Annotated in this window: 34 protein-coding genes; 33 read left to right on the forward strand and 1 reads right to left on the reverse strand. The window is 55.3% G+C overall.

The genetic code is table 11. The features are described from left to right. The first annotated feature begins 64 nt into the window (after positions 1-64). The 33 genes from rpsG (at position 65) to bfr (ending at position 20,061) form a co-directional block, all read left to right on the forward strand. Positions 65-535, forward strand: coding sequence for a 30S ribosomal protein S7 (gene rpsG, locus ACZRMO_RS22325; protein WP_002555493.1), 471 nt, complete (start codon positions 65-67; stop codon positions 533-535). A 30-nt stretch (positions 536-565) separates the two neighbouring features. Continuing rightward, the gene (gene fusA / locus ACZRMO_RS22330; RefSeq protein WP_003194651.1) at positions 566-2,671 is read left to right on the forward strand and encodes an elongation factor G; all 2,106 of its coding nucleotides are present in this window, start codon (positions 566-568) and stop codon (positions 2,669-2,671) included. Between the two features lie 30 nt (positions 2,672-2,701). After that, on the forward strand, positions 2,702-3,895 hold the full coding sequence (tuf, locus tag ACZRMO_RS22335; protein WP_124525079.1) for an elongation factor Tu: 1,194 nt from the start codon (positions 2,702-2,704) through the stop codon (positions 3,893-3,895). 158 nt (positions 3,896-4,053) lie between these two features. Next, positions 4,054-4,365, forward strand: a complete 312-nt coding sequence (gene rpsJ, locus ACZRMO_RS22340) for a 30S ribosomal protein S10 (protein WP_003186070.1) — start codon at positions 4,054-4,056, stop codon at positions 4,363-4,365. An 81-nt stretch (positions 4,366-4,446) separates the two neighbouring features. Next, on the forward strand, positions 4,447-5,082 hold the full coding sequence (rplC, locus tag ACZRMO_RS22345; protein WP_003194649.1) for a 50S ribosomal protein L3: 636 nt from the start codon (positions 4,447-4,449) through the stop codon (positions 5,080-5,082). A 12-nt stretch (positions 5,083-5,094) separates the two neighbouring features. Next, positions 5,095-5,697 (forward strand): 50S ribosomal protein L4, encoded by a 603-nt coding sequence (gene rplD / locus ACZRMO_RS22350; RefSeq protein ID WP_003176424.1) that lies wholly within the window; start codon positions 5,095-5,097, stop codon positions 5,695-5,697. After that, positions 5,694-5,993: a 50S ribosomal protein L23 gene (gene rplW / locus ACZRMO_RS22355; protein ID WP_002555488.1), complete on the forward strand. Its 300-nt coding sequence runs from the start codon at positions 5,694-5,696 to the stop codon at positions 5,991-5,993. The genes rplD and rplW overlap by 4 nt, the downstream gene beginning before the upstream one ends. A 14-nt stretch (positions 5,994-6,007) precedes the next feature. Continuing rightward, positions 6,008-6,832: a 50S ribosomal protein L2 gene (gene rplB / locus ACZRMO_RS22360; protein WP_003176423.1), complete on the forward strand. Its 825-nt coding sequence runs from the start codon at positions 6,008-6,010 to the stop codon at positions 6,830-6,832. A gap of 16 nt (positions 6,833-6,848) precedes the next feature. Beyond that, positions 6,849-7,124: a 30S ribosomal protein S19 gene (gene rpsS / locus ACZRMO_RS22365; protein WP_002555486.1), complete on the forward strand. Its 276-nt coding sequence runs from the start codon at positions 6,849-6,851 to the stop codon at positions 7,122-7,124. 11 nt (positions 7,125-7,135) lie between these two features. Further along, entirely contained in the window at positions 7,136-7,468 is a 333-nt protein-coding gene (rplV, locus tag ACZRMO_RS22370) for a 50S ribosomal protein L22 (RefSeq protein ID WP_003103908.1), read from the forward strand. A 13-nt stretch (positions 7,469-7,481) separates the two neighbouring features. Beyond that, positions 7,482-8,168: a 30S ribosomal protein S3 gene (gene rpsC / locus ACZRMO_RS22375; protein ID WP_003176422.1), complete on the forward strand. Its 687-nt coding sequence runs from the start codon at positions 7,482-7,484 to the stop codon at positions 8,166-8,168. A 12-nt stretch (positions 8,169-8,180) separates the two neighbouring features. Then, positions 8,181-8,594, forward strand: coding sequence for a 50S ribosomal protein L16 (rplP, locus tag ACZRMO_RS22380; RefSeq protein WP_017736665.1), 414 nt, complete (start codon positions 8,181-8,183; stop codon positions 8,592-8,594). Then, positions 8,594-8,785 carry a 50S ribosomal protein L29 gene (gene rpmC / locus ACZRMO_RS22385; protein WP_002555481.1) on the forward strand — a complete coding sequence of 64 codons (192 nt, stop codon included), beginning with the start codon at positions 8,594-8,596 and terminating at the stop codon, positions 8,783-8,785. The genes rplP and rpmC overlap by 1 nt, the downstream gene beginning before the upstream one ends. 2 nt (positions 8,786-8,787) lie before the next feature. Next, a complete protein-coding gene (gene rpsQ / locus ACZRMO_RS22390) occupies positions 8,788-9,054 on the forward strand; it encodes a 30S ribosomal protein S17 (RefSeq protein WP_003176419.1) in 267 nt (88 codons plus the stop codon). 23 nt (positions 9,055-9,077) lie between these two features. Further along, positions 9,078-9,446 carry a 50S ribosomal protein L14 gene (rplN, locus tag ACZRMO_RS22395; RefSeq protein WP_002555479.1) on the forward strand — a complete coding sequence of 123 codons (369 nt, stop codon included), beginning with the start codon at positions 9,078-9,080 and terminating at the stop codon, positions 9,444-9,446. Positions 9,447-9,457: 11 nt separating this feature from the next. Then, the gene (gene rplX / locus ACZRMO_RS22400) at positions 9,458-9,772 is read left to right on the forward strand and encodes a 50S ribosomal protein L24 (RefSeq protein ID WP_003176416.1); all 315 of its coding nucleotides are present in this window, start codon (positions 9,458-9,460) and stop codon (positions 9,770-9,772) included. Positions 9,773-9,794: 22 nt separating this feature from the next. After that, positions 9,795-10,334, forward strand: a complete 540-nt coding sequence (gene rplE / locus ACZRMO_RS22405; protein WP_003194642.1) for a 50S ribosomal protein L5 — start codon at positions 9,795-9,797, stop codon at positions 10,332-10,334. Positions 10,335-10,347: 13 nt separating this feature from the next. Then, positions 10,348-10,653, forward strand: a complete 306-nt coding sequence (rpsN, locus tag ACZRMO_RS22410) for a 30S ribosomal protein S14 (RefSeq protein WP_003176414.1) — start codon at positions 10,348-10,350, stop codon at positions 10,651-10,653. Positions 10,654-10,859: 206 nt separating this feature from the next. After that, complete coding sequence (rpsH, locus tag ACZRMO_RS22415) at positions 10,860-11,252, forward strand: 30S ribosomal protein S8 (RefSeq protein ID WP_003176413.1); 393 nt, start codon at positions 10,860-10,862, stop codon at positions 11,250-11,252. A 12-nt stretch (positions 11,253-11,264) separates the two neighbouring features. Beyond that, complete coding sequence (gene rplF, locus ACZRMO_RS22420) at positions 11,265-11,798, forward strand: 50S ribosomal protein L6 (protein ID WP_003176412.1); 534 nt, start codon at positions 11,265-11,267, stop codon at positions 11,796-11,798. A gap of 10 nt (positions 11,799-11,808) precedes the next feature. Then, positions 11,809-12,159 (forward strand): 50S ribosomal protein L18, encoded by a 351-nt coding sequence (rplR, locus tag ACZRMO_RS22425; RefSeq protein WP_017736664.1) that lies wholly within the window; start codon positions 11,809-11,811, stop codon positions 12,157-12,159. A 3-nt stretch (positions 12,160-12,162) separates the two neighbouring features. Continuing rightward, positions 12,163-12,663 (forward strand): 30S ribosomal protein S5, encoded by a 501-nt coding sequence (gene rpsE / locus ACZRMO_RS22430; protein ID WP_003176409.1) that lies wholly within the window; start codon positions 12,163-12,165, stop codon positions 12,661-12,663. 2 nt (positions 12,664-12,665) lie between these two features. Next, entirely contained in the window at positions 12,666-12,842 is a 177-nt protein-coding gene (gene rpmD, locus ACZRMO_RS22435) for a 50S ribosomal protein L30 (RefSeq protein WP_003186033.1), read from the forward strand. 3 nt (positions 12,843-12,845) lie between these two features. Next, positions 12,846-13,283, forward strand: a complete 438-nt coding sequence (rplO, locus tag ACZRMO_RS22440) for a 50S ribosomal protein L15 (RefSeq protein WP_003176407.1) — start codon at positions 12,846-12,848, stop codon at positions 13,281-13,283. Beyond that, entirely contained in the window at positions 13,284-14,612 is a 1,329-nt protein-coding gene (gene secY, locus ACZRMO_RS22445) for a preprotein translocase subunit SecY (RefSeq protein ID WP_017736663.1), read from the forward strand. A gap of 28 nt (positions 14,613-14,640) precedes the next feature. After that, the gene (gene rpmJ, locus ACZRMO_RS22450) at positions 14,641-14,757 is read left to right on the forward strand and encodes a 50S ribosomal protein L36 (RefSeq protein WP_002555468.1); all 117 of its coding nucleotides are present in this window, start codon (positions 14,641-14,643) and stop codon (positions 14,755-14,757) included. Between the two features lie 129 nt (positions 14,758-14,886). After that, the gene (rpsM, locus tag ACZRMO_RS22455; protein WP_003194635.1) at positions 14,887-15,243 is read left to right on the forward strand and encodes a 30S ribosomal protein S13; all 357 of its coding nucleotides are present in this window, start codon (positions 14,887-14,889) and stop codon (positions 15,241-15,243) included. 30 nt (positions 15,244-15,273) lie between these two features. Beyond that, entirely contained in the window at positions 15,274-15,663 is a 390-nt protein-coding gene (gene rpsK, locus ACZRMO_RS22460) for a 30S ribosomal protein S11 (protein ID WP_002555466.1), read from the forward strand. Between the two features lie 18 nt (positions 15,664-15,681). After that, positions 15,682-16,302 carry a 30S ribosomal protein S4 gene (gene rpsD, locus ACZRMO_RS22465; protein WP_003210056.1) on the forward strand — a complete coding sequence of 207 codons (621 nt, stop codon included), beginning with the start codon at positions 15,682-15,684 and terminating at the stop codon, positions 16,300-16,302. A 22-nt stretch (positions 16,303-16,324) separates the two neighbouring features. Beyond that, positions 16,325-17,326, forward strand: coding sequence for a DNA-directed RNA polymerase subunit alpha (locus ACZRMO_RS22470; RefSeq protein ID WP_003176403.1), 1,002 nt, complete (start codon positions 16,325-16,327; stop codon positions 17,324-17,326). A gap of 41 nt (positions 17,327-17,367) precedes the next feature. Then, entirely contained in the window at positions 17,368-17,754 is a 387-nt protein-coding gene (gene rplQ, locus ACZRMO_RS22475; protein WP_003176402.1) for a 50S ribosomal protein L17, read from the forward strand. A gap of 238 nt (positions 17,755-17,992) precedes the next feature. Continuing rightward, positions 17,993-19,441, forward strand: coding sequence for a catalase (locus ACZRMO_RS22480; protein WP_463974231.1), 1,449 nt, complete (start codon positions 17,993-17,995; stop codon positions 19,439-19,441). 155 nt (positions 19,442-19,596) lie between these two features. Next, entirely contained in the window at positions 19,597-20,061 is a 465-nt protein-coding gene (gene bfr, locus ACZRMO_RS22485; RefSeq protein ID WP_029299402.1) for a bacterioferritin, read from the forward strand. A 66-nt stretch (positions 20,062-20,127) separates the two neighbouring features. Here the strand turns inward: bfr and uvrA are convergent, their stop codons facing one another. Next, the gene (gene uvrA / locus ACZRMO_RS22490) at positions 20,128-22,962 is read right to left on the reverse strand and encodes an excinuclease ABC subunit UvrA (RefSeq protein WP_124525080.1); all 2,835 of its coding nucleotides are present in this window, start codon (positions 22,960-22,962) and stop codon (positions 20,128-20,130) included. Between the last annotated feature and the right edge of the window lie 96 nt (positions 22,963-23,058).

Consider the following 23,058-nt stretch of genomic DNA (forward strand, 5'->3'; position numbering starts at 1 on the left):
GTCGGAGGCGTCCCGAAAGGGCACCGATTCCGAGCGAACCTGAAGACCGTTTGAGGGCTTATCCATGCCAAGAAGACGCGTAGCAGCCAAGCGCGAAGTGCTTGACGATCCAAAATACGGAAGCCAAATCCTGGCCAAGTTCATGAACCACGTGATGGAAAGCGGCAAGAAAGCCGTTGCCGAGCGTATCGTTTATGGCGCGCTGGAAAAGGTTAAAGAACGCAAGAACAGCGACCCCCTGGAAATCTTCGAGAAAGCTCTCGACGCCATCGCTCCGCTGGTCGAAGTGAAGTCGCGCCGTGTAGGCGGTGCTACTTACCAGGTTCCGGTTGAAGTTCGTCCGTCCCGTCGTAACGCTCTGGCAATGCGCTGGTTGGTAGACTTCGCCCGTAAGCGTGGCGAGAAGTCTATGGCTCTGCGTTTGGCCGGCGAACTGTTGGACGCTGCCGAAGGTAAAGGTGCTGCTGTTAAGAAGCGTGAAGACGTGCACCGTATGGCTGAAGCCAACAAAGCTTTCTCGCACTACCGCTTCTAATCTTAGCTTCACTAATTTTGCGAGGGCTTTATGGCTCGTACTACTCCGATTAGCCGCTACCGTAACATCGGTATCGTTGCTCACGTGGATGCTGGTAAAACCACCACCACCGAGCGCGTACTGTTTTACACCGGCAAAAGTCACAAAATGGGCGAGGTGCATGACGGCGCCGCGACCACAGACTGGATGGTTCAGGAGCAGGAGCGTGGTATTACCATTACTTCTGCTGCTATTACCGCCTTCTGGAAAGGTTCCGAGAAGCAGTACAAAGACGAGCACCGCTTCAACGTAATCGATACCCCGGGCCACGTAGACTTCACCATTGAAGTTGAACGTTCCCTGCGCGTACTCGACGGCGCTGTCGTTGTGTTCTGCGGTACCTCGGGTGTTGAGCCTCAGTCGGAAACCGTATGGCGTCAAGCCAACAAATACGGCGTTCCACGTCTTGTTTACGTAAACAAGATGGACCGTGCTGGTGCCAACTTCCTGCGCGTGATCGGTCAGATCAAGCAGCGTCTGGGTCACACTCCGGTGCCAATCCAATTGGCCATCGGTTCCGAAGACAACTTCCAGGGTCAGATCGATCTGATCAACATGGAAGCTGTTTACTGGAATGATTCCGACAAAGGTATGGTTCCTGTTCGTAAGCCTATCCCTGAAGAGCTTCAGGAGCTGGCTGACGAGTGGCGCAACAACATGGTTGAGGCTGCTGCCGAAGCCAGCGAAGAGCTGATGAACAAGTACCTCGAAGGTGAAGAACTCACCAACGTGGAAATCAAGGCCGCTCTGCGTCAGCGTACTATCGCTGGCGAAATCGTCTTGGCTGTTTGCGGTTCTTCCTTCAAGAACAAGGGTGTTCCCCTGGTTCTCGACGCCGTTATCGACTACCTGCCGGCTCCAACCGACATTCCTGCTATCAAGGGTTCCAACCCTGATAACGAGGAAGAAGAGATGGAGCGTCATGCAGACGACAACGAGCCGTTCTCGGCTCTGGCGTTCAAGATCGCTACCGACCCATTCGTGGGTACCTTGACCTTCGTCCGAGTTTACTCGGGCGTGTTGGCATCCGGCGACGGCGTGATCAACTCGGTTAAAGGCAAGAAAGAGCGCGTGGGTCGTATGGTGCAAATGCACGCAAACGCCCGTGAAGAGATCAAGGAAGTACGCGCTGGTGACATCGCGGCCCTGATCGGCATGAAGGACGTCACCACTGGTGAGACTTTGTGCGACGCTGCCAAGCCAATCATCCTGGTTCGCATGGACTTCCCGGAGCCGGTTATTTCGGTTGCCGTAGAGCCTAAGACCAAGGATGACCAGGAAAAAATGGGTATCGCTCTGGGCAAGCTTGCTCAGGAAGATCCATCTTTCCGCGTTAAAACTGATGAAGAGACTGGTCAAACGATCATCTCCGGCATGGGCGAGCTGCACCTGGACATCCTGGTTGACCGGATGCGCCGTGAGTTCAACGTCGAAGCCAACATCGGTAAGCCTCAGGTTTCCTATCGTGAGCGCATCACGAAGAATTGCGAAATCGAAGGCAAGTTCGTTCGTCAGTCCGGCGGTCGTGGTCAGTTCGGTCACTGCTGGATCCGTTTTGCTCCTGCTGACGAAGGTCAGGAAGGTCTGCAATTCGTGAACGAAGTAGTTGGTGGTGTGGTTCCTAAGGAATACATCCCAGCTATCCAGAAGGGCATCGAAGAGCAGATGAAGAACGGTGTTGTTGCCGGCTATCCGCTGATCGGCCTGAAAGCAACCGTTTTTGACGGTTCTTACCACGACGTCGACTCCAACGAGATGGCGTTTAAGGTGGCTGCCTCCATGGCAACCAAGCAACTGGCCCAGAAGGGCGGTGGTGAGTTGCTTGAGCCGATCATGGCGGTAGAAGTTGTTACACCTGAAGACTATATGGGTGATGTCATGGGCGACCTTAACCGTCGTCGCGGCATGATCTTGGGTATGGAAGACACGGTTTCCGGCAAAGTGATTCGCGCCGAGGTTCCGTTGGGTGAGATGTTCGGTTATGCGACCGACGTTCGCTCCATGTCCCAGGGTCGCGCAAGCTACTCTATGGAATTCAAAAAATACAACACAGCTCCGGCGCACATCGCTGAAACTGTATCCAAAAAACAAGGCTGATTCAGTCCTTTAGGCAAGGAGTTAATTGTCGTGGCTAAAGAAAAATTTGATCGTTCCCTACCGCACGTAAACGTTGGCACTATCGGCCACGTTGACCACGGTAAAACCACTCTGACCGCTGCTCTGACTCGCGTCTGCTCCGAAGTTTTCGGTTCGGCTCGTGTTGACTTCGACAAGATCGACAGCGCACCAGAAGAAAAAGCTCGTGGTATCACCATCAACACCGCGCACGTTGAATACAACTCGCTGATCCGTCACTACGCTCACGTTGACTGCCCAGGTCACGCTGACTATGTGAAGAACATGATCACCGGTGCTGCCCAGATGGACGGCGCGATCCTGGTTTGCTCGGCCGCTGATGGTCCGATGCCACAAACCCGTGAGCACATCCTGCTGTCCCGTCAGGTAGGCGTTCCGTACATCGTGGTTTTCCTGAACAAGGCTGACCTGGTAGACGACGCTGAGCTGCTGGAACTGGTTGAGATGGAAGTGCGCGATCTGCTGAGCACTTACGACTTCCCAGGCGACGACACTCCGATCATCATCGGTTCTGCTCGTATGGCTCTGGAAGGTAAAGACGACAACGAAATGGGCACCACTGCCGTTCGTAAACTGGTTGAAACTCTGGACAGCTACATCCCAGAACCAGTTCGTCTGACCGACAAGCCGTTCCTGATGCCAATCGAAGACGTATTCTCGATCTCCGGTCGCGGTACTGTTGTGACTGGTCGTATCGAGCGCGGTATCGTTCGCGTTCAAGACCCACTGGAAATCGTTGGTCTGCGTGACACCACCGTCACCACCTGCACCGGTGTTGAAATGTTCCGCAAACTGCTCGACGAAGGTCGTGCTGGCGAGAACTGCGGCGTTCTGCTGCGTGGTACCAAGCGTGACGACGTTGAGCGTGGCCAGGTTCTGGTTAAGCCGGGTTCGGTTAAGCCGCACACCAAGTTCACCGCAGAAGTTTACGTTCTGAGCAAAGAAGAAGGCGGTCGTCACACTCCGTTCTTCAAAGGCTACCGTCCTCAGTTCTACTTCCGTACTACTGACGTGACTGGTAACTGCCAGCTGCCAGAAGGCGTTGAAATGGTAATGCCAGGTGATAACATCCAAATGGAAGTTACCCTGATCAAAACCATCGCAATGGAAGACGGTCTGCGCTTCGCTATCCGTGAAGGCGGCCGTACCGTTGGTGCTGGTGTTGTAGCTAAAATCATCGAGTAAGCTCTTTTTTGAGTTAGCTTGATGCTTTGAAAAAGGCCCCCGCTCAGCGGGGGCTTTTTTTATTGGGTTGACACCTATCTGGGGCGTCTATAGAATTGCGCCTCCTTTTAACGGGCGTATTGCGCTCGCTGGGAATAGCAGCCGGAGTCTGAAATCCAATGCAAAATCAGCAAATCCGTATCAGGTTGAAGGCTTTTGACCATCGCCTGATCGACCAATCCACCCAGGAAATCGTGGAAACCGCGAAACGTACTGGTGCACAAGTGCGTGGTCCAATTCCACTGCCTACCCGTAAAGAGCGGTTCACCGTTCTGGTCTCCCCGCACGTCAACAAAGACGCGCGTGACCAGTACGAGATCCGTACTCATAAGCGCGTTCTGGACATCGTCCAGCCAACGGATAAAACCGTTGATGCACTTATGAAGCTTGATCTGGCGGCCGGTGTGGAAGTACAGATCAGCCTCGGCTAAGACTTGGGTCTTAGTCGTGTAACGCTCTGAAATGGGCGGCCATAGCGGGTGAAAGCCCCGTACACTCATGAGGTTTACAACATGACTATTGGTGTAGTCGGTCGTAAATGCGGTATGACCCGTATTTTCACCGAAGAAGGTGTCTCCATTCCGGTCACGGTCATTGAGATCGAACCGAATCGCGTCACCCAGTTCAAAACTGAAGAAACCGATGGCTATCGTGCAGTGCAAGTCACTGTCGGCGAGCGTCGTGCTTCGCGCGTGACTGCTGCTCAAGCAGGTCACTTCGCAAAAGCAAACGTTGCAGCTGGTCGTACTGTTATGGAGTTCCGTCTTGAAGATGGCGACTACCAGGCTGGCGATCTGATCAACGCTGAAATCTTCGCCGCTGGTCAACTGGTTGATGTAACCGGTCAGTCCAAGGGTAAAGGCTTCCAGGGTACGATCAAGCGTTGGAATTTCCGTGGCCAAGACAACACTCACGGTAACTCCGTTTCCCACCGCGTCCCGGGCTCTATTGGCCAGTGCCAGACTCCTGGTCGTGTATTCAAGGGCAAAAAAATGTCCGGTCATATGGGCGCTGAGCGCGTGACCGTGCAGTCCCTCGAAGTAGTGCGCGTCGACGCTGAACGCAATCTGTTGTTGGTCAAGGGTGCTGTTCCTGGCGCTACTGGCGGCAACCTGGTTGTACGTCCAGCGGCCAAGGCTCGCGGTTAAGGGGAAGCTGACATGCAATTAAATGTAAATGACGCTCAAGCGATCGAAGTTTCCGAACTGACATTTGGCGGCGAATTCAACGAGACGCTCGTTCACCAAGCAGTCGTGGCCTACATGGCCGGCGGCCGTCAAGGTAGCAAGCAGCAAAAGACCCGTTCCGACGTACGTGGTGGCGGTAAGCGCCCTTGGCGTCAGAAAGGCACTGGCCGTGCTCGTGCCGGTACTATCCGTAGCCCAATCTGGCGTGGCGGCGGTACCACTTTCGCAGCTCGTCCACAGGATCACTCTCAGAAGCTCAACAAGAAGATGTACCGCGCAGCACTGCGCTCCATCCTTGCTGAACTCGTGCGTACTGATCGTCTGGTCGTGGTTCAGGACTTCGCTGTTGAAAGTCCAAAAACCAAAGATCTGCTGGGCAAGCTGAACAACATGAGCCTGACCGACGTTTTGATCGTGTCTGAAGCTGTTGATCAGAACCTGTACCTGGCTGCTCGCAACCTGCCACACGTTGATGTACGTGACGTGCAAGGTTCCGATCCAGTTAGTCTGATCGCATACGACAAGGTGTTGATCACCGTGTCGGCCGTGAAGAAATTCGAGGAGCTGCTGGGATGAACCAGGAACGCGTATTTAAAGTTCTGCTTGGCCCGCACGTTTCCGAAAAGGCTACGGTTCTGGCTGACAAGAAAGGCCAGTTCGTTTTCAAGGTTGCAACTGACGCAACCAAGCTGGAAATCAAGAAGGCCGTCGAAAGCCTGTTCAGCGTGAAAGTAGAGCGTGTTACTACCCTGAATGTTCTGGGTAAGAGCAAGCGCACTGCTCGCGGTCTGGGCAAGCGTAATGACTGGAAGAAGGCAGTTATCTCCCTTCAGCCAGGCCAAGATCTCGATTTCAGCAGCAGTGCTGAGTAAGGAAGGGGTGCATCATGGCAATCGTTAAATGCAAACCGACTTCCCCTGGCCGCCGTTTTGTGGTCAAGGTGGTCAACCAGGAGCTGCATAAAGGCGCTCCTCACGCACCGCTGCTCGAGAAAAAATCGAAGACTGGTGGTCGTAACAACAATGGTCGTATTACCACTCGTCACATCGGTGGTGGCCATAAGCAGCATTATCGTCTGGTCGATTTCCGTCGCAACGACAAAGATGGCATCTCTGCCACTGTCGAGCGTATTGAATACGATCCAAACCGTACTGCTCACATCGCTCTGCTGCTGTACGCAGATGGCGAGCGTCGCTACATCATCGCCCCTAAAGGCGTGAGCGCTGGCGACCAGCTGATCGCAGGTGCCCTGGCACCGATCAAGCCGGGCAACGCTCTGCAACTGCGTAACATTCCAGTTGGTAGCACCGTACACGGCATCGAATTGAAGCCAGGTAAAGGCGCACAGATCGCTCGTTCCGCTGGTGCTTCGGCTCAGCTGATCGCTCGTGAAGGTGTCTACGTGACCCTGCGTCTGCGTTCTGGTGAGATGCGTAAAGTGCTGGCTGAATGCCGCGCGACCCTGGGCGAAGTCTCGAACTCCGAGCACAGCCTGCGTTCGCTGGGTAAAGCTGGTGCCAAACGCTGGCGTGGCGTTCGCCCAACCGTTCGTGGTGTTGCCATGAACCCGGTTGACCACCCACACGGTGGTGGTGAAGGTCGTACCTCTGGTGGTCGTCATCCGGTATCGCCATGGGGCTTCCCGACTAAGGGCGCGAAGACTCGTGGTAATAAGCGTACCGACAAAATGATCGTCCGTCGTCGCAAGTAAATAGAGGGATACGACAGTGCCACGTTCTCTGAAAAAAGGTCCTTTTATTGATCTTCACCTACTGAAGAAGATCGAAGTGGCGGCGGAAAAGAATGATCGCAAACCGGTGAAAACCTGGTCGCGTCGTTCGATGATCCTGCCACAAATGGTCGGTCTGACCATCGCAGTACACAACGGTCGTCAACACGTCCCAGTTCTCGTTAACGAAGACATGGTCGGCCACAAACTGGGCGAGTTTGCCGGTACCCGCACTTATCGTGGGCACGTGGCAGACAAGAAAGCCAAGCGTTAAGGGGTTAGGAAATGGAAGTAGCCGCTAAGTTGTCGGGCGCTCGAATCTCCGCCCAGAAAGCCCGCTTGGTCGCCGACCAGATCCGCGGGAAGAAGGTGGGCGAAGCGCTCAACCTGTTGGCTTTCAGCAGTAAGAAAGCCGCCGAGATCATGAAGAAAGTGCTGGAGTCGGCCGTAGCCAACGCCGAGCATAACGAAGGCGCAGACGTTGATGACCTGAAGGTCAGCACCGTTTTCGTCAACGAAGGGCGTTCGCTGAAGCGCATCATGCCACGTGCCAAAGGCCGTGCTGATCGCATCGTCAAGCGGTCTTGCCATATCACTGTCAAGGTTGCTGACAAGTAACGGAGTCGAAGAGATGGGTCAGAAAGTACATCCCATTGGCATTCGCCTGGGAATCGTCAAGGAGCACACCTCCGTCTGGTACGCAGACGGTCGGACTTATGCGGACTATTTGTTCGCTGATCTGAAGGTGCGTGAGTATCTCCAAGACAAACTAAAAAGCGCGTCCGTAAGCCGTATCGATATCCATCGTCCGGCACAAACTGCACGTATCACCATCCACACTGCTCGTCCAGGTATCGTTATCGGGAAGAAAGGTGAAGATGTTGAGAAACTGCGTCAGGACCTGACCAAGCAAATGGGTGTGCCTGTGCACATCAATATCGAAGAGATCCGTAAGCCGGAGCTCGACGGTATGCTGGTTGCGCAGAGCGTAGCTCAGCAGCTGGAGCGTCGCGTAATGTTCCGTCGCGCTATGAAGCGCGCCGTACAGAACGCCATGCGCATTGGTGCCAAAGGCATCAAAATCCAAGTGAGCGGTCGTCTCGGCGGTGCTGAAATCGCACGTACTGAATGGTATCGCGAAGGTCGTGTGCCACTGCACACCCTGCGTGCCGACATCGACTATGCCAACTACGAAGCTCACACCACTTACGGTGTGATCGGTGTAAAGGTTTGGATCTTCAAAGGCGAAGTAATTGGTGGTCGCCAAGAAGAACTGAAACCACAAGCACCAGCGCCTCGTAAAAAAGCTGCTAAGTAAGGGGTACGCCAAATGTTGCAACCTAAGCGTACGAAGTTCCGCAAGCAGATGACAGGCCACAACCGTGGTCTGGCTCAGCGCGGTAGCAAAGTCAGCTTCGGCGAGTTCGCGCTGAAGTCTGTAGCTCGTGGTCGTCTCACCGCTCGTCAGATCGAGTCAGCGCGTCGTGCTCTGACCCGTCACGTAAAACGTGGCGGCAAGATCTGGATCCGTGTATTCCCGGACAAGCCGATCTCCAAGAAGCCTCTCGAAGTGCGGATGGGTAAAGGTAAGGGTAACGTGGAATATTGGGTTGCCCAGATTCAGCCAGGCAAAGTCCTGTATGAAATCGAGGGTGTTACTGAAGAGCTGGCGCGTGAGGCTTTCGCCCTGGCTGCTGCAAAGCTGCCGCTCGCCACCTCCTTTGTTAAACGGACGGTGATGTGATGAAAGCGAATGAACTTCGTGAAAAATCCGCACAGCAGCTGAACGAGCAACTGCTCGGCTTGCTGCGCGACCAGTTCAATCTGCGTATGCAGAAAGCAACTGGCCAGTTGGGGCAGTCTCATCTGCTCTCGCAAGTTAAGCGTGACATCGCTCGCGTGAAGACTGTGCTCAACCAGCAGGCAGGTAAGTGATCATGGCTGAAGCCGAAAAGACTGTCCGTACGCTGACTGGCCGTGTTGTCAGCGACAAGATGGACAAAACCATCACCGTTTTGATCGAGCGTCGCGTTAAGCACCCGATCTACGGTAAATATGTTAAGCGTTCGACTAAGCTGCACGCGCACGACGAAACCAATCAGTGCCACATCGGCGACAAAGTCACTATTCGTGAAACTCGTCCGCTGGCCAAGACCAAGTCTTGGGCACTGGTTGATGTTCTCGAACGCGCTGTGGAAGTCTAAGGACTAGGGGTCGGAGAAATTATATGATTCAGACTCAATCCATGCTCGATGTGGCCGATAACAGCGGCGCTCGCCGTGTTATGTGCATCAAGGTGCTGGGTGGCTCCCATCGTCGTTACGCTGGTATCGGTGACATCATCAAAGTTACCGTGAAGGAAGCAATTCCTCGCGGTAAAGTGAAAAAAGGCCAAGTGATGACTGCTGTTGTAGTCCGCACTCGTCACGGCGTACGTCGTGCTGATGGCTCCATTATCCGCTTTGATGGCAACGCTGCTGTTCTTCTGAACAACAAGCAAGAGCCGATCGGCACCCGTATCTTTGGGCCAGTGACCCGTGAACTTCGTACTGAGAAGTTCATGAAGATCGTCTCGCTCGCCCCAGAAGTGCTGTAAGGAGATCCGACATGCAAAAGATTCGTCGTGACGACGAGATCATCGTGATCGCCGGCAAAGACAAAGGTAAGCGCGGTAAGGTGCTTAAGGTTCTCGCTAATAACCGTCTGGTTATCGGTGGTCTGAACCTGGTTAAGCGTCATACCAAGCCTAACCCGATGTCGGGCGTGCAGGGCGGTATCGTCGAGAAAGAAGCTCCGCTGGATGCTTCTAACGTCGCCATCTTCAACGGCGAAACCAACAAGGCTGACCGCGTTGGTTTCAAAGTAGAAGACGGTAAGAAAATTCGTGTCTTCAAGTCGACCCAAAAAGCGGTTGATGCTTGAACACTGCTAGGTAGATTAGACCATGGCACGACTACAAGAGATTTACCGGAAGGAAATCGCCCCTAAGCTTAAGGAAGAACTTAAGCTTGGGAACGTGATGGAAGTTCCGCGCGTTACCAAAATCACCCTGAACATGGGTCTGGGCGAAGCGATCGGTGACAAAAAAGTCATCGAGCACGCTGTTGCTGACCTGGAAAAGATCACCGGCCAGAAAGTCGTTGTGACCTACGCTCGGAAATCCATCGCTGGCTTTAAAGTCCGTGAAGGTTGGCCGATCGGCGTCAAAGTGACCCTGCGCCGTGAGCGTATGTATGAATTCCTGGATCGTCTGCTGTCGATCTCCCTGCCTCGGGTTCGCGACTTCCGCGGCCTGAATGCCAAGTCCTTCGATGGTCGTGGTAACTACAGCATGGGCGTGAAAGAGCAGATCATCTTCCCGGAAATCGACTACGACAAGATCGATGCTCTCCGCGGTCTGGACATCACCCTGACCACCACTGCCAAGAACGATGATGAAGGTCGCGCCCTGTTGCGTGCTTTCAAATTCCCGTTCCGCAACTGATTGGAGTAGGACCATGGCCAAGATGAGCATGAAAAACCGCGAGCTGAAGCGTCAGCTCACGGTTGCCAAGTACGCCAAGAAGCGTGCAGCACTGAAAGCAATCATCGTTGATCTGAACGCAAGTCCAGAGGCGCGTTGGGAAGCTACAGTTGCTCTGCAGAAGCAGCCACGTGACGCAAGCGCTTCGCGCATGCGTAACCGCTGCCGCCTGACCGGTCGTCCACACGGCGTTTACCGCAAGTTCGGCCTCGGCCGTAACAAACTGCGTGAAGCGGCAATGCGTGGTGACGTACCAGGTCTGGTTAAAGCCAGCTGGTAAGTACTTTCAACGTCCAGGTGGTCTGAATCGAAAGATACTGACCGCCGGTGACCTTGAATCTGGAACAAGCCCCTTTTGGGGCTTGTTTCATTTCCGGAGTGTGTCTAAAATACGCGGCTCGCCTGAGCCCGTGTTTTTTACCCGGAGATTCTCGGCGACATATGTAGCCGCAAGGCTAATTTTTTTGTATTAGGAGCGTCTAGCCCATGAGTATGCAGGACCCGTTAGCGGACATGCTAACTCGTATCCGTAATGCCCAGATGGCTGAAAAGTCCGTCGTAAGCATGCCATCTTCCAAGTTGAAGGTAGCTGTTGCCAAAGTCCTGAAAGACGAAGGCTACATTGCGGGTTATCAGATCAGCAGCGAAATCAAACCACTGCTGTCCATCGAGCTGAAGTACTTCGAAGGCCGTTCGGTCATCGAGGAAGTGAAGCGCGTTAGCCGTCCAGGCCTGCGTCAGTACAAGTCCGCTGAAGATCTGCCGAAAGTTCGTGGCGGTCTGGGCGTGTCTATCGTCTCCACCAACAAAGGTGTGATGACGGATCGTGCTGCGCGCGCTGCCGGTGTCGGCGGCGAAGTTCTTTGCACTGTGTTCTAAGGGGGGATAAGCATGTCTCGCGTCGCTAAGAACCCCGTTAAGCTGCCAGCCGGTGTCGAAGTCAAATTCGCAGGCCAACAGCTTTCGGTGAAGGGTGCCAAGGGTACTCTTGAACTGAACATCCATTCGTCCGTTGAGATCGTTGAAGAAGCTGGTGAGCTGCGTTTCGCTGCTCGCAATGGCGATCAACAAACTCGCGCAATGGCCGGTACCACGCGTGCGTTGGTAAACAACATGGTCCAAGGCGTAAGCCAAGGCTTCGAGCGTAAGCTCCAGCTGGTCGGTGTTGGTTACAAAGCGCAAGCAAAAGGCACGGTTTTGAACCTGGCCCTTGGCTTCTCGCACCCAGTGGATTACGAACTGCCGGAAGGCATCACCGCTGAGACTCCTAGCCAGACCGATATCCTGATCAAGGGCATCGATAAGCAACTGGTAGGTCAAGTGGCTGCTGAGATCCGCGACTTCCGTCCACCAGAGCCGTACAAAGGCAAAGGTGTGCGCTACGCGGACGAAGTCGTCCGTCGTAAAGAAGCCAAGAAGAAGTAGGGCATAGCAAATGACCGACAAAAAAGTTACTCGACTGCGTCGCGCTCGCAAAGCACGCCTGAAAATGCACGAACTCGAAGTCGTGCGTCTCTGCGTGTTCCGCTCGTCGCAGCACATCTACGCCCAGGTCATCTCGGCCGACGGCAACAAAGTCTTGGCAAGCGCCTCGACTTTGGATAAAGAACTGCGTGATGGTGCCACTGGCAACATCGACGCGGCCACAAAGGTTGGCCAGCTGGTCGCTACGCGTGCTAAGGCCGCTGGCGTCTCGCAAGTGGCTTTCGACCGCTCTGGCTTCAAGTACCACGGTCGCGTGAAAGCGCTGGCTGATGGCGCTCGTGAAGCTGGGCTGGAGTTCTAAGTTATGTCAAATAACGACCAAAAGCGCGACGAAGGCTACATTGAGAAGCTGGTTCAAGTTAACCGCGTAGCCAAAACCGTTAAAGGCGGCCGTATCTTCACTTTCACCGCGTTGACCGTGGTTGGTGATGGTAAAGGGCGTGTTGGCTTCGGCCGTGGCAAGTCGCGTGAAGTGCCTGCTGCGATCCAGAAGGCAATGGAAGCTGCTCGCCGCAACATGATCCAAGTTGACCTGAACGGCACCACTCTGCAGTACGCAATGAAGTCCGCCCATGGCGCTTCGAAGGTGTACATGCAGCCTGCTTCTGAAGGTACCGGTATCATCGCTGGCGGCGCTATGCGTGCTGTCCTCGAGGTTGCTGGCGTTCAGAACGTTCTGGCCAAGTGCTACGGCTCGACTAACCCGGTAAACGTGGTTCACGCCACTTTCAAAGGTTTGAAAGCTATGCAATCTCCTGAGTCCATCGCTGCTAAGCGTGGTCTGACTGTCAAGGAGATCTTCTGATCATGGCTACCGTTAAAGTAACGCTGATCAAGAGCATGACCGGCCGCATCCCTAACCACAAACTGTGCGTTAAGGGTCTGGGTCTGCGTCGCATCGGTCACACTGTAGAAGTACTTGATACTCCCGAGAATCGCGGGATGATCAACAAGGCTTACTACATGCTGCGTGTAGAGGGTTAATCGATGAAACTCAATGATCTGAGTCCAGCGCCGGGTTCCCGTCGCGAAAAGCATCGTCCGGGCCGTGGTATCGGTAGCGGTTTGGGTAAGACTGGTGGCCGTGGCCACAAAGGTCAGACCTCCCGTTCCGGTGGCACCATCGCTCCAGGCTTTGAAGGCGGTCAACAGCCGCTGCATCGTCGCCTGCCTAAGTTCGGTTTCGTTTCCCTGAAAGCCATGGACCGCGCAGAAGTGCGTCTGTCCGAGCTGGCTAAAGTGGAAGGCGACATCGTTACTGTGCAGACCCTGAAAGATGCCAACGTGATCAACGTCAACGTACAGCGTGTGAAAATCATGCTGTCCGGTGAAGTGACTCGCGCTGTCACTATCGGCAAGGGAATCGGCGCCACCAAAGGTGCGCGTTCGGCTATCGAAGCAGCTGGCGGCAAGTTCGAGGAATAAATGGCTAAGCAAGGTGCTCTCTCAGCGCTCGGCAAAGGCGGTATGTCTGAACTTTGGGCTCGTCTGCGTTTTCTGTTCCTGGCGATTATCGTCTACCGAATAGGCGCACACATCCCGGTTCCAGGTATCAACCCGGACCGACTCGCAGACCTGTTTCGACAGAATGAGGGGACCATTCTTAGCTTGTTCAACATGTTTTCCGGCGGCGCGCTGGAACGGATGAGCATCTTTGCACTGGGGATCATGCCGTACATTTCGGCATCGATCATCATGCAACTGATGACCGCCGTCAGCCCGCAGCTGGAGCAGTTGAAGAAGGAAGGTGAAGCTGGCCGTCGCAAGATTAGCCAGTACACCCGCTACGGCACTGTAGCCCTCGCCCTGGTCCAAGCTATCGGCATGTCCGTTGGCCTGGCTGGGCAGGGTGTTGCGTTCACTGGTGACTTTGGCTTCCATTTCGTCGCGGTATCCACGTTTGTGGCTGGTGCGATGTTCATGATGTGGCTGGGTGAGCAGATTACTGAGCGTGGTGTTGGTAACGGTATCTCGATGTTGATTTTCGCAGGTATCGTCGCCGGTCTTCCGAGAGCAATTGGGCAGTCTTTCGAGTCTGCGCGTCAGGGTGATATCAATATCTTCGCCCTGGTTGCCATCGGTTTGCTGGCAGTAGCGATTATCGGTTTTGTGGTGTTCATTGAGCGTGGCCAGCGTCGTATTGCTGTTCACTACGCCAAGCGTCAGCAGGGCCGTAAGGTCTTCGCTGCGCAGACCAGCCACTTGCCGCTGAAAGTGAATATGGCCGGTGTTATTCCGGCAATTTTCGCGAGCAGCATTTTGCTGTTTCCGGCTTCGTTGGGTACCTGGTTTGGTCAGTCTGAAAATATGGGCTGGCTGCAGGACCTCTCTCAGTCGATCGCTCCTGGTCAGCCGTTGAATATTCTGCTGTTTAGTGCAGGGATTATTTTCTTCTGCTTCTTCTATACGGCGTTGATGTTCAATCCGAAAGACGTAGCGGAAAACCTGAAGAAGTCCGGTGCCTTTATTCCGGGCATCCGTCCAGGTGAGCAGTCGGCACGCTACATTGATGGCGTTCTGACTCGTTTGACCCTGTTCGGTGCTCTATATATGACGGCCGTGTGCTTGTTGCCCCAGTTCCTGGTGGTTGCAGCAAACGTTCCGTTCTACCTTGGCGGGACCTCGTTGCTGATCGTCGTCGTGGTTGTGATGGACTTCATGTCCCAAGTACAATCGCACCTCGTTTCGCACCAGTACGAATCCCTGATGAAGAAAGCCAACCTGAAGGGCTACGGCAGCGGCATGTTGCGCTGAGTACCCCATAAGGTTCGAGGAGTTGGTGATGAAAGTTCGTGCATCGGTGAAAAAGCTGTGCCGTAACTGCAAGATTATTCGCCGCGAAGGTGTTGTTCGAGTAATTTGCAGCGCGGAACCGCGTCACAAACAGCGCCAAGGCTGAGTGTGATCCGCTTGAAGCCCGGCAGCTAGTGCGCTGCCGGGTTGATTATTTGTTATTACAGCGATATTATCTCGCGCCCTATTTCTTGGCTTCCGGGGCGTAGGTAGCTGTCAATTGGAGTCCCACTGAATGGCCCGTATTGCAGGCGTTAACATTCCAGATAACAAGCACACTGTTATCTCGCTGACCTACATCTATGGTGTTGGTCGCACAACTGCGCAGAAGATTTGCGCGGTCGCTGGGGTAAACCCAGCCGCTAAGATCAAGGATCTGAGCGACGAGCAGATTGAACAGCTGCGTGGCGAAGTGGCGAAGTTCACCACTGAAGGTGACCTGCGTCGCGAAATCAACATGAAAATCAAGCGTTTGATGGACCTCGGTTGCTATCGCGGTCTGCGTCATCGTCGTGGTCTTCCAGTACGCGGTCAGCGTACCAAGACTAACGCGCGTACCCGTAAAGGTCCGCGTAAGCCGATCCGCAAGTAATCGCCCCAGCGAATCGACAGGAAAATTATCATGGCAAAACCTGCTGCTCGTCCTCGTAAAAAAGTTAAAAAGACAGTGGTTGATGGCATCGCCCACATCCATGCTTCTTTTAACAACACAATCGTGACCATCACCGACCGTCAAGGTAACGCGCTGTCTTGGGCTACCTCTGGTGGTTCGGGTTTCCGCGGTTCCCGCAAGTCCACCCCGTTCGCTGCTCAAGTAGCTGCTGAACGTGCTGGTCAAGCTGCGCTGGAATACGGCCTGAAAAACCTCGACGTTAACGTCAAAGGTCCAGGTCCAGGTCGTGAGTCTGCTGTCCGTGCTTTGAACGGCTGTGGCTATAAGATCGCCAGCATCACCGACGTGACGCCAATCCCGCACAACGGGTGCCGTCCGCCGAAGAAGCGCCGCGTGTAATCCAGGAGATTGTAAAGAATGGCTCGTTACATTGGTCCAAAATGCAAACTCGCTCGTCGCGAAGGCACCGATCTCTTCCTGAAGAGCGGCGTGCGCGCGATCGAATCGAAGTGCAACATTGAAGCAGCACCTGGTATCCACGGCCAACGCCGCGGTCGCCAGTCCGACTACGGCACCCAACTGCGTGAAAAGCAGAAGGTCCGTCGTATCTACGGCGTTCTCGAGCGTCAGTTCAGCGGCTACTACAAAGAAGCTGCTGGCAAGAAAGGTGCAACCGGTGAAAACCTGCTGCAACTGCTCGAATGCCGTCTGGACAACGTTGTATACCGTATGGGCTTTGGTTCGACTCGTGCCGAATCCCGTCAGCTGGTATCGCACAAATCCGTCAGCGTAAACGGCCAAACCGTTAACGTCCCGTCCTACCAGGTTCGTGCTGGTGACGTGGTCGCGATTCGCGAGAAAGCAAAAAACCAACTTCGCATTGTCCAAGCTCTCGATCTGTGTGCCCAACGTGGCCGCGTAGAATGGGTAGAAGTAGACACTGAGAAGAAGTCGGGCGTTTTCAAGAACGTTCCTGCTCGCAGTGATCTGTCCGCCGACATCAACGAAAGCCTGATTGTCGAGCTCTACTCCAAGTAAGGGCTAGAAAATAGGTGCATCCATGCAGATTTCGGTAAATGAGTTCCTGACACCCCGCCACATTGATGTGCAGGTTGTCAGTCCAACCCGCGCCAAGATCACTCTCGAGCCTCTCGAGCGTGGTTTTGGCCACACCCTGGGCAACGCGCTGCGCCGCATCCTGTTGTCCTCAATGCCCGGCTGTGCAGTAGTCGAGGCCGAGATTGACGGTGTGCTCCACGAGTACAGCGCCATCGAAGGTGTACAGGAAGACGTAATTGAAATCCTGTTGAACCTTAAAGGTCTGGCTATCAAGCTGCACGGCCGTGACGAAGTTACGCTGACCTTGTCGAAGAAGGGTTCGGGGGTGGTTACCGCTGCCGATATTCAGCTGGATCATGATGTCGAGATCGTTAATCCCGATCACGTAATCGCTAACCTGGCGTCTAACGGCGCCCTGAACATGAAGCTCACCGTAGCTCGTGGTCGTGGTTATGAACCGGCCGACTCGCGTCAGAGCGATGAAGACGAAAGCCGCAGCATTGGTCGCTTGCAGCTTGACTCTTCGTTCAGCCCGGTTCGCCGTATCGCATACGTGGTGGAAAACGCCCGTGTCGAACAGCGTACTAACCTGGACAAGCTGGTTATTGATCTGGAAACCAACGGTACTCTGGATCCTGAAGAGGCTATCCGCCGCGCTGCAACCATCCTGCAACAGCAGTTGGCTGCGTTCGTCGACCTCAAAGGTGACAGCGAACCAGTGGTAATCGAGCAGGAAGACGAGATCGATCCGATCCTGCTTCGCCCGGTTGACGATCTGGAACTGACTGTACGTTCGGCTAACTGCCTTAAGGCGGAAAACATTTACTACATCGGCGACCTGATTCAGCGTACCGAAGTAGAACTGTTGAAGACTCCGAACCTGGGCAAGAAATCCTTGACTGAAATCAAGGACGTTCTGGCCTCCCGCGGTCTGTCCCTCGGCATGCGCCTCGACAACTGGCCGCCTGCAAGTCTTAAGAAGGACGACAAGGCGACTGCCTGATCGTCGTAATCACCGAACGTGAGTTTGGTAAGGAATGAACCATGCGTCATCGTAAAAGTGGTCGTCACCTGAGCCGTACCAGCTCGCACCGCAAGGCCATGTTTCAAAACATGGCGGTGTCGCTGTTCGAGCACGAGCTGATCAAAACTACACTGCCGAAAGCTAAAGAACTGCGTCGCGTTGCTGAGCCGCTGATCACTTTGGCCAAGACAGACAGCCTGGCTAACCGCCGTCTGGCTTTCGACCGTACTCGTTCGAAAGCTATCGTTGGTAAGCTCTTCAACGACCTGGGCAAGCGTTACGCTACCCGTGAGGGTGGCTACCTGCGCATCCTCAAGTGCGGTTTCCGCGCTGGCGACAACGCGCCTATGGCGTACGTCGAGTTGGTTGATCGTGCTACTGCCGGCGAAGCTGTAAGCGCCGAGTAAGACGTCAAGCTGTAACGAAAAACCGGGCCTAGTGCCCGGTTTTTTGTGCGCGTAACAAAAGCACCACCTGTACAAGCTTCCCAGGCCAGTGGCATGCACTATCGCTTTCGGAGTTGTTGGTAGTAATTTTCTATTGAAGTCCGCAATTTAATGAATTTGTGGGTGTCATCTTCATGATCAATACTCTCCACCAAGCCGATTAGCCGGCAGTTTCAAGTCCGACCTGAGGAATATGCACATGAGCCAGAGTAAAGTTCTTACCACCGCCAGCGGCGCCCCTGTCGCGGACAACCAGAATTCCCGTTCCGCTGGGCCGCGTGGTCCGTTGCTGCTCGACGATTTCCATCTGATCGAGAAGCTCGCTCACTTCAACCGTGAAAATATTCCTGAGCGGCGTGTGCACGCCAAGGGCTCGGGTGCTTACGGTACCTTCACGGTCACCAAAGACATTACCCAGTACACCAGTGCCAAGCTGTTCGAGTCTGTGGGCAAGCAGACCCCGACCTTTCTGCGATTCTCCACTGTAGGCGGCGAGCGCGGCTCGGCAGATACCGAGCGTGATCCACGCGGCTTCGCGTTGAAGTTCTACACCGAAGAAGGCAACTGGGACATCGTGGGTAACAATACCCCTGTGTTCTTTATTCGCGACCCGCTTAAGTTTCCAGACTTCATCCATACTCAAAAGCGTCTTCCGCAAAGCAACCTCAAAAGCGCGCAAATGATGTGGGACTTCTGGTCGCACTCTCCTGAAGCGCTGCACCAGGTCACCATCCTGTTTTCGGACCGTGGCATCCCAGACGGCTACCGTCACATGCACGGCTTCGGCAGTCACACTTACAGCCTGATCAACGCCAAGGGCGAGCGTCACTGGGTTAAGTGGCACTACAAAACCAAGCAGGGCATCAAGAACCTGGCGCCGGCTGAAGCGGCACGTTTGGCCGGTACTGACCCCGATTACGCCCAGCGTGATCTGTTCGGTGCAATCGAGCGTGGTGATTTCCCGAAATGGCGCGTCTGCATCCAGATCATGACTGAAGCTCAGGCGAATGCTCACTACGAAAATCCTTTCGATGTGACCAAAACCTGGTCGCAGAAGGAATTCCCGTTGATCGAAGTTGGGGAGTTGGAGCTGAACCGCAATCCACAGAACTACTTCGCTGAAGTGGAGCAAGCGGCGTTCGGTCCAAGCAATATGGTTCCGGGCGTGGGTCTGTCGCCGGACCGCATGCTGCAAGGTCGCGTATTCGCCTATGCCGATGCCCACCGCTACCGTGTCGGCACCAACCACCAGCAACTGCCGGTGAATGCCCCTCTGAGCCCGGTGAACAGCTACCAGCGTGATGGTTCGATGGCGTTTGGCCCCAACGGTGGTGCCGCTCCTAACTACGAACCCAACAGCTACGCCGATGCGCCTAAACAAGCGCCTCAATATGCTGAGCCTGCGCTGGCCCTTAGCGGTGCCGCCGATCGTTACGATCACCGCGAAGACACTGACTACTACAGCCACGCCGGTGCGCTGTTCCGTCTGATGAGCGATGAGCAAAAAGCATTGCTCACCAACAACATCGCCGGTGCAATGGCTGGAGTTTCCAAAGAGGTGGTTCAGCGTCAACTGGCGCACTTCTACAAGGCCGATCCAGCGTACGGAGAAGCAATCGCAAAGGCACTGGGTGTATCGCTTAACTGACTCTAAACGATAAGCAGAACCGCCCTCATTTGGGCGGTTTTTGCGTTATTTAAGCTACTTTTCTCCGGAAATCTTCACTTTTCTGCCGTTGATCCCGTGACCTCCGGGTCATCATGGTTCAAACTACAGACTTTCAAGCAGGGAGATGTAGGGCGATGCAAGGTCACCCCGACGTAATCGATTACCTCAACACGTTGCTGACGGGCGAACTGGCAGCTCGTGACCAATATTTCATCCATTCGCGTATGTACGAAGACTGGGGCTTCACCGAGCTCTACGAACGTATCAACCATGAGATGGAAGAAGAGGCACAGCACGCCGACGCGCTGATGCGCCGTATCCTGATGCTCGAAGGCACGCCGCGCATGCGTCCCGACGACCTGGACACCGGCACCACGGTGCCTGAGATGCTCGCCAGTGATTTGCGCCTGGAATACAAGGTGCGTGCCGCACTCTGCAAGGGCATTGAGCTCTGCGAGAAGCACAACGACTATGTCACGCGTGAAATCCTGCGTGTGCAGTTGAACGACACCGAAGAAGATCACACCTACTGGCTGGAAAAGCAGTTGGGCCTGATCAAGCTGATCGGCCTGGAGAATTACCTGCAATCGCAGTTCTGATTCCCGGTTACAAAAAAGCCCCTGTCGCCTTAACGGTGACAGGGGCTTTTTGTTGGGCCCGATAAATCAGGCCCGGTCGCGCGCCAACAGTGGTTTCAGGTAGTAACCGGTGTGCGACTGCGGCATCTCGGAGACTTCCTCCGGTGTGCCCACCGCGATGATCTGCCCGCCCTTGGAGCCGCCCTCCGGCCCAAGGTCCACCAGCCAATCGGCGGTCTTGATCACATCCAGGTTGTGCTCGATCACGACTACCGTGTTGCCGTGGTCGCGCAAGCGGTGCAGTACATCCAGCAATTGCTGGATATCCGCAAAGTGCAGACCCGTGGTCGGTTCATCGAGGATATACAGGGTCTTGCCGGTATCACGCTTGGACAGTTCGCGCGACAGCTTGACCCGCTGCGCCTCGCCGCCGGACAGTGTGGTCGCCGACTGCCCCAGTTTGATGTACGACAGGCCCACATCCATCAACGTTTGCAGCTTGCGCGCCAACGCCGGAACCGCGTCGAAGAACACCCGCGCTTCCTCGATGGTCATCTCCAGGGTTTCGTGGATGCTTTTGCCCTTGTACTTGATCTCCAGGGTTTCGCGGTTGTAGCGCTTGCTCTTGCACACATCGCAGGGCACGTAGATGTCCGGCAGGAAGTGCATCTCAACCTTGATCAAGCCATCGCCCTGGCACGCTTCGCAGCGCCCGCCCTTGACGTTGAACGAGAACCGACCAGGCCCGTAGCCCCGTGAGCGGGACTCCGGAACACCTGCAAACAACTCGCGAATCGGCGTGAACAGCCCGGTGTAGGTCGCCGGGTTCGAGCGCGGCGTACGGCCAATCGGGCTCTGGTCGATATCGACCACTTTGTCCAGGAGCTCCAGGCCCTTGATGCTGTCATGCGCTGCCGCTTCCAGAGTGGTCGCGCCGTTCAAGGCCGTGGCACTCAACGGGAACAGGGTGTTGTTGATCAGCGTCGACTTGCCTGAGCCGGAAACACCCGTCACACAGGTCAGCAGGCCCAGGGGGATTTCCAGGTCCACATTGCGCAAGTTGTTGCCGCGAGCACCCTTGAGGTGCAGTGCCTGCTTCTTGTTGCGTGGTGTGCGCTTGGCCGGTACTTCAATTTTCACGCGGCCAGAAAGGTACTTGCCGGTCAGCGAGTCCGGGTGCGCCATGACTTCAGCAGGTGTGCCCTCGGCGACAATATGCCCACCATGGACGCCAGCTCCCGGGCCGATATCGACGACATAATCCGCCAGGCGAATCGCATCTTCATCGTGCTCGACCACGATCACGGTGTTGCCGATGTCCCGCAGGTGTTTCAGCGTGCCGAGCAGGCGGTCATTATCGCGTTGGTGCAAACCGATCGACGGTTCGTCGAGGATATAGAGCACCCCCACAAGACCCGCGCCAATCTGGCTGGCCAGGCGAATCCGCTGGGCCTCACCGCCGGACAGCGTATCTGCGCTGCGATCCAGCGACAGGTAGTCCAGGCCCACGTTGACCAGGAACTGCAAGCGCTCGCGAATTTCCTTGAGGATCTTGTCGGCAATCTCGCCGCGACGGCCGGTCAGCTTGAGTACACCAAAGTACTCACAGGCGTCGCCGATAGGCAGGTTGGTCACCGCCGGCAACGTCTTTTCACCCACCCACACATGCCGCGCCTCACGACGCAGGCGCGTGCCGCGGCAATCCGGGCAGGGTTGGGTACTGAGGAATTTCGCCAGCTCTTCACGCACGCTGGCCGATTCGGTCTCGCGGTAGCGGCGCTCCAGGTTTGGCACGATGCCTTCGAACGGGTGGGAGCGTTTAACGATGTCGCCGCGGTCGTTCAGGTATTTGAAGTCGACATTCTGCGAACCGCTGCCATGGAGGATGACTTTCTGCTGATCCGCCGGCAGTTGGTTGAACGGCACTTCCAGGCTGAATTTGTAGTGGGATGCCAACGATCCCAGCATCTGGAAGTAATAGACATTGCGCCTGTCCCAGCCGCGTATCGCACCCTCGGCCAAGGTCAGCTCGCCATTGACCAGGCGCTTGATGTCGAAGAACTGCTTCACCCCGAGGCCATCGCACGTCGGGCAGGCGCCGGCCGGGTTGTTGAAGGAGAACAGCTTGGGTTCCAGCTCGCTGATGGCGTGGCCACAGATCGGGCAGGCAAAGCGCGCGGAGAAGATGATTTCTTCACCCGGCTCGTCGTCCATCGGCGCCACCAGGGCAATGCCGTCCGCCAGCTTCAAGGCCGTCTCGAACGATTCCGCCAGGCGCTGCTGCAGGTCAGCCCGTACCTTGAAGCGGTCCACCACCACATCGATGGAGTGCTTCTTCTGCTTGTCGAGCTTCGGCGCTTCGTCCAGCTCATAGAGCTTGCCGTTGATCCGCGCGCGTACAAAACCTTGTGCGCGAAGTTCTTCGAAGACGGAAAGGTGTTCACCCTTGCGCTCGCGAATCACGGGTGCCAGCAACATCAGCTTGGCGCCTTCCGGCTGGGCCAGTACCAGGTCAACCATCTGGCTGACGGTCTGGGCTTCCAGGGGAATATCGTGGTCGGGGCAGCGGGGGATGCCCACTCGCGCGTACAGCAGGCGCAGGTAGTCGTAGATTTCGGTGATGGTGCCCACGGTGGAGCGGGGGTTGTGGGAGGTCGATTTCTGCTCGATGGAGATCGCCGGCGACAGGCCTTCAATGGTGTCGACGTCGGGCTTTTCCATCATCGACAGGAACTGCCGGGCGTAGGCCGACAGCGATTCCACATAGCGTCGCTGGCCTTCGGCGTACAGCGTGTCGAATGCCAGGGACGATTTGCCGGACCCCGACAAACCGGTGATGACGATCAGTTTGTCCCGGGGCAGGGTCAGGTCGATGTTCTTCAGGTTGTGGGTTCTAGCCCCACGAATCAGGATCTTGTCCAAGATGGCCTCGCACGGCGGGCGTAAATAATGCAGGAGTATACGGCTAAAGACTGGATGAATATACACTGTCAAATGGCCGCTTGCAGCCTTACATGA

It is taken from the genome of Pseudomonas sp. B611, assembly GCF_055407965.1.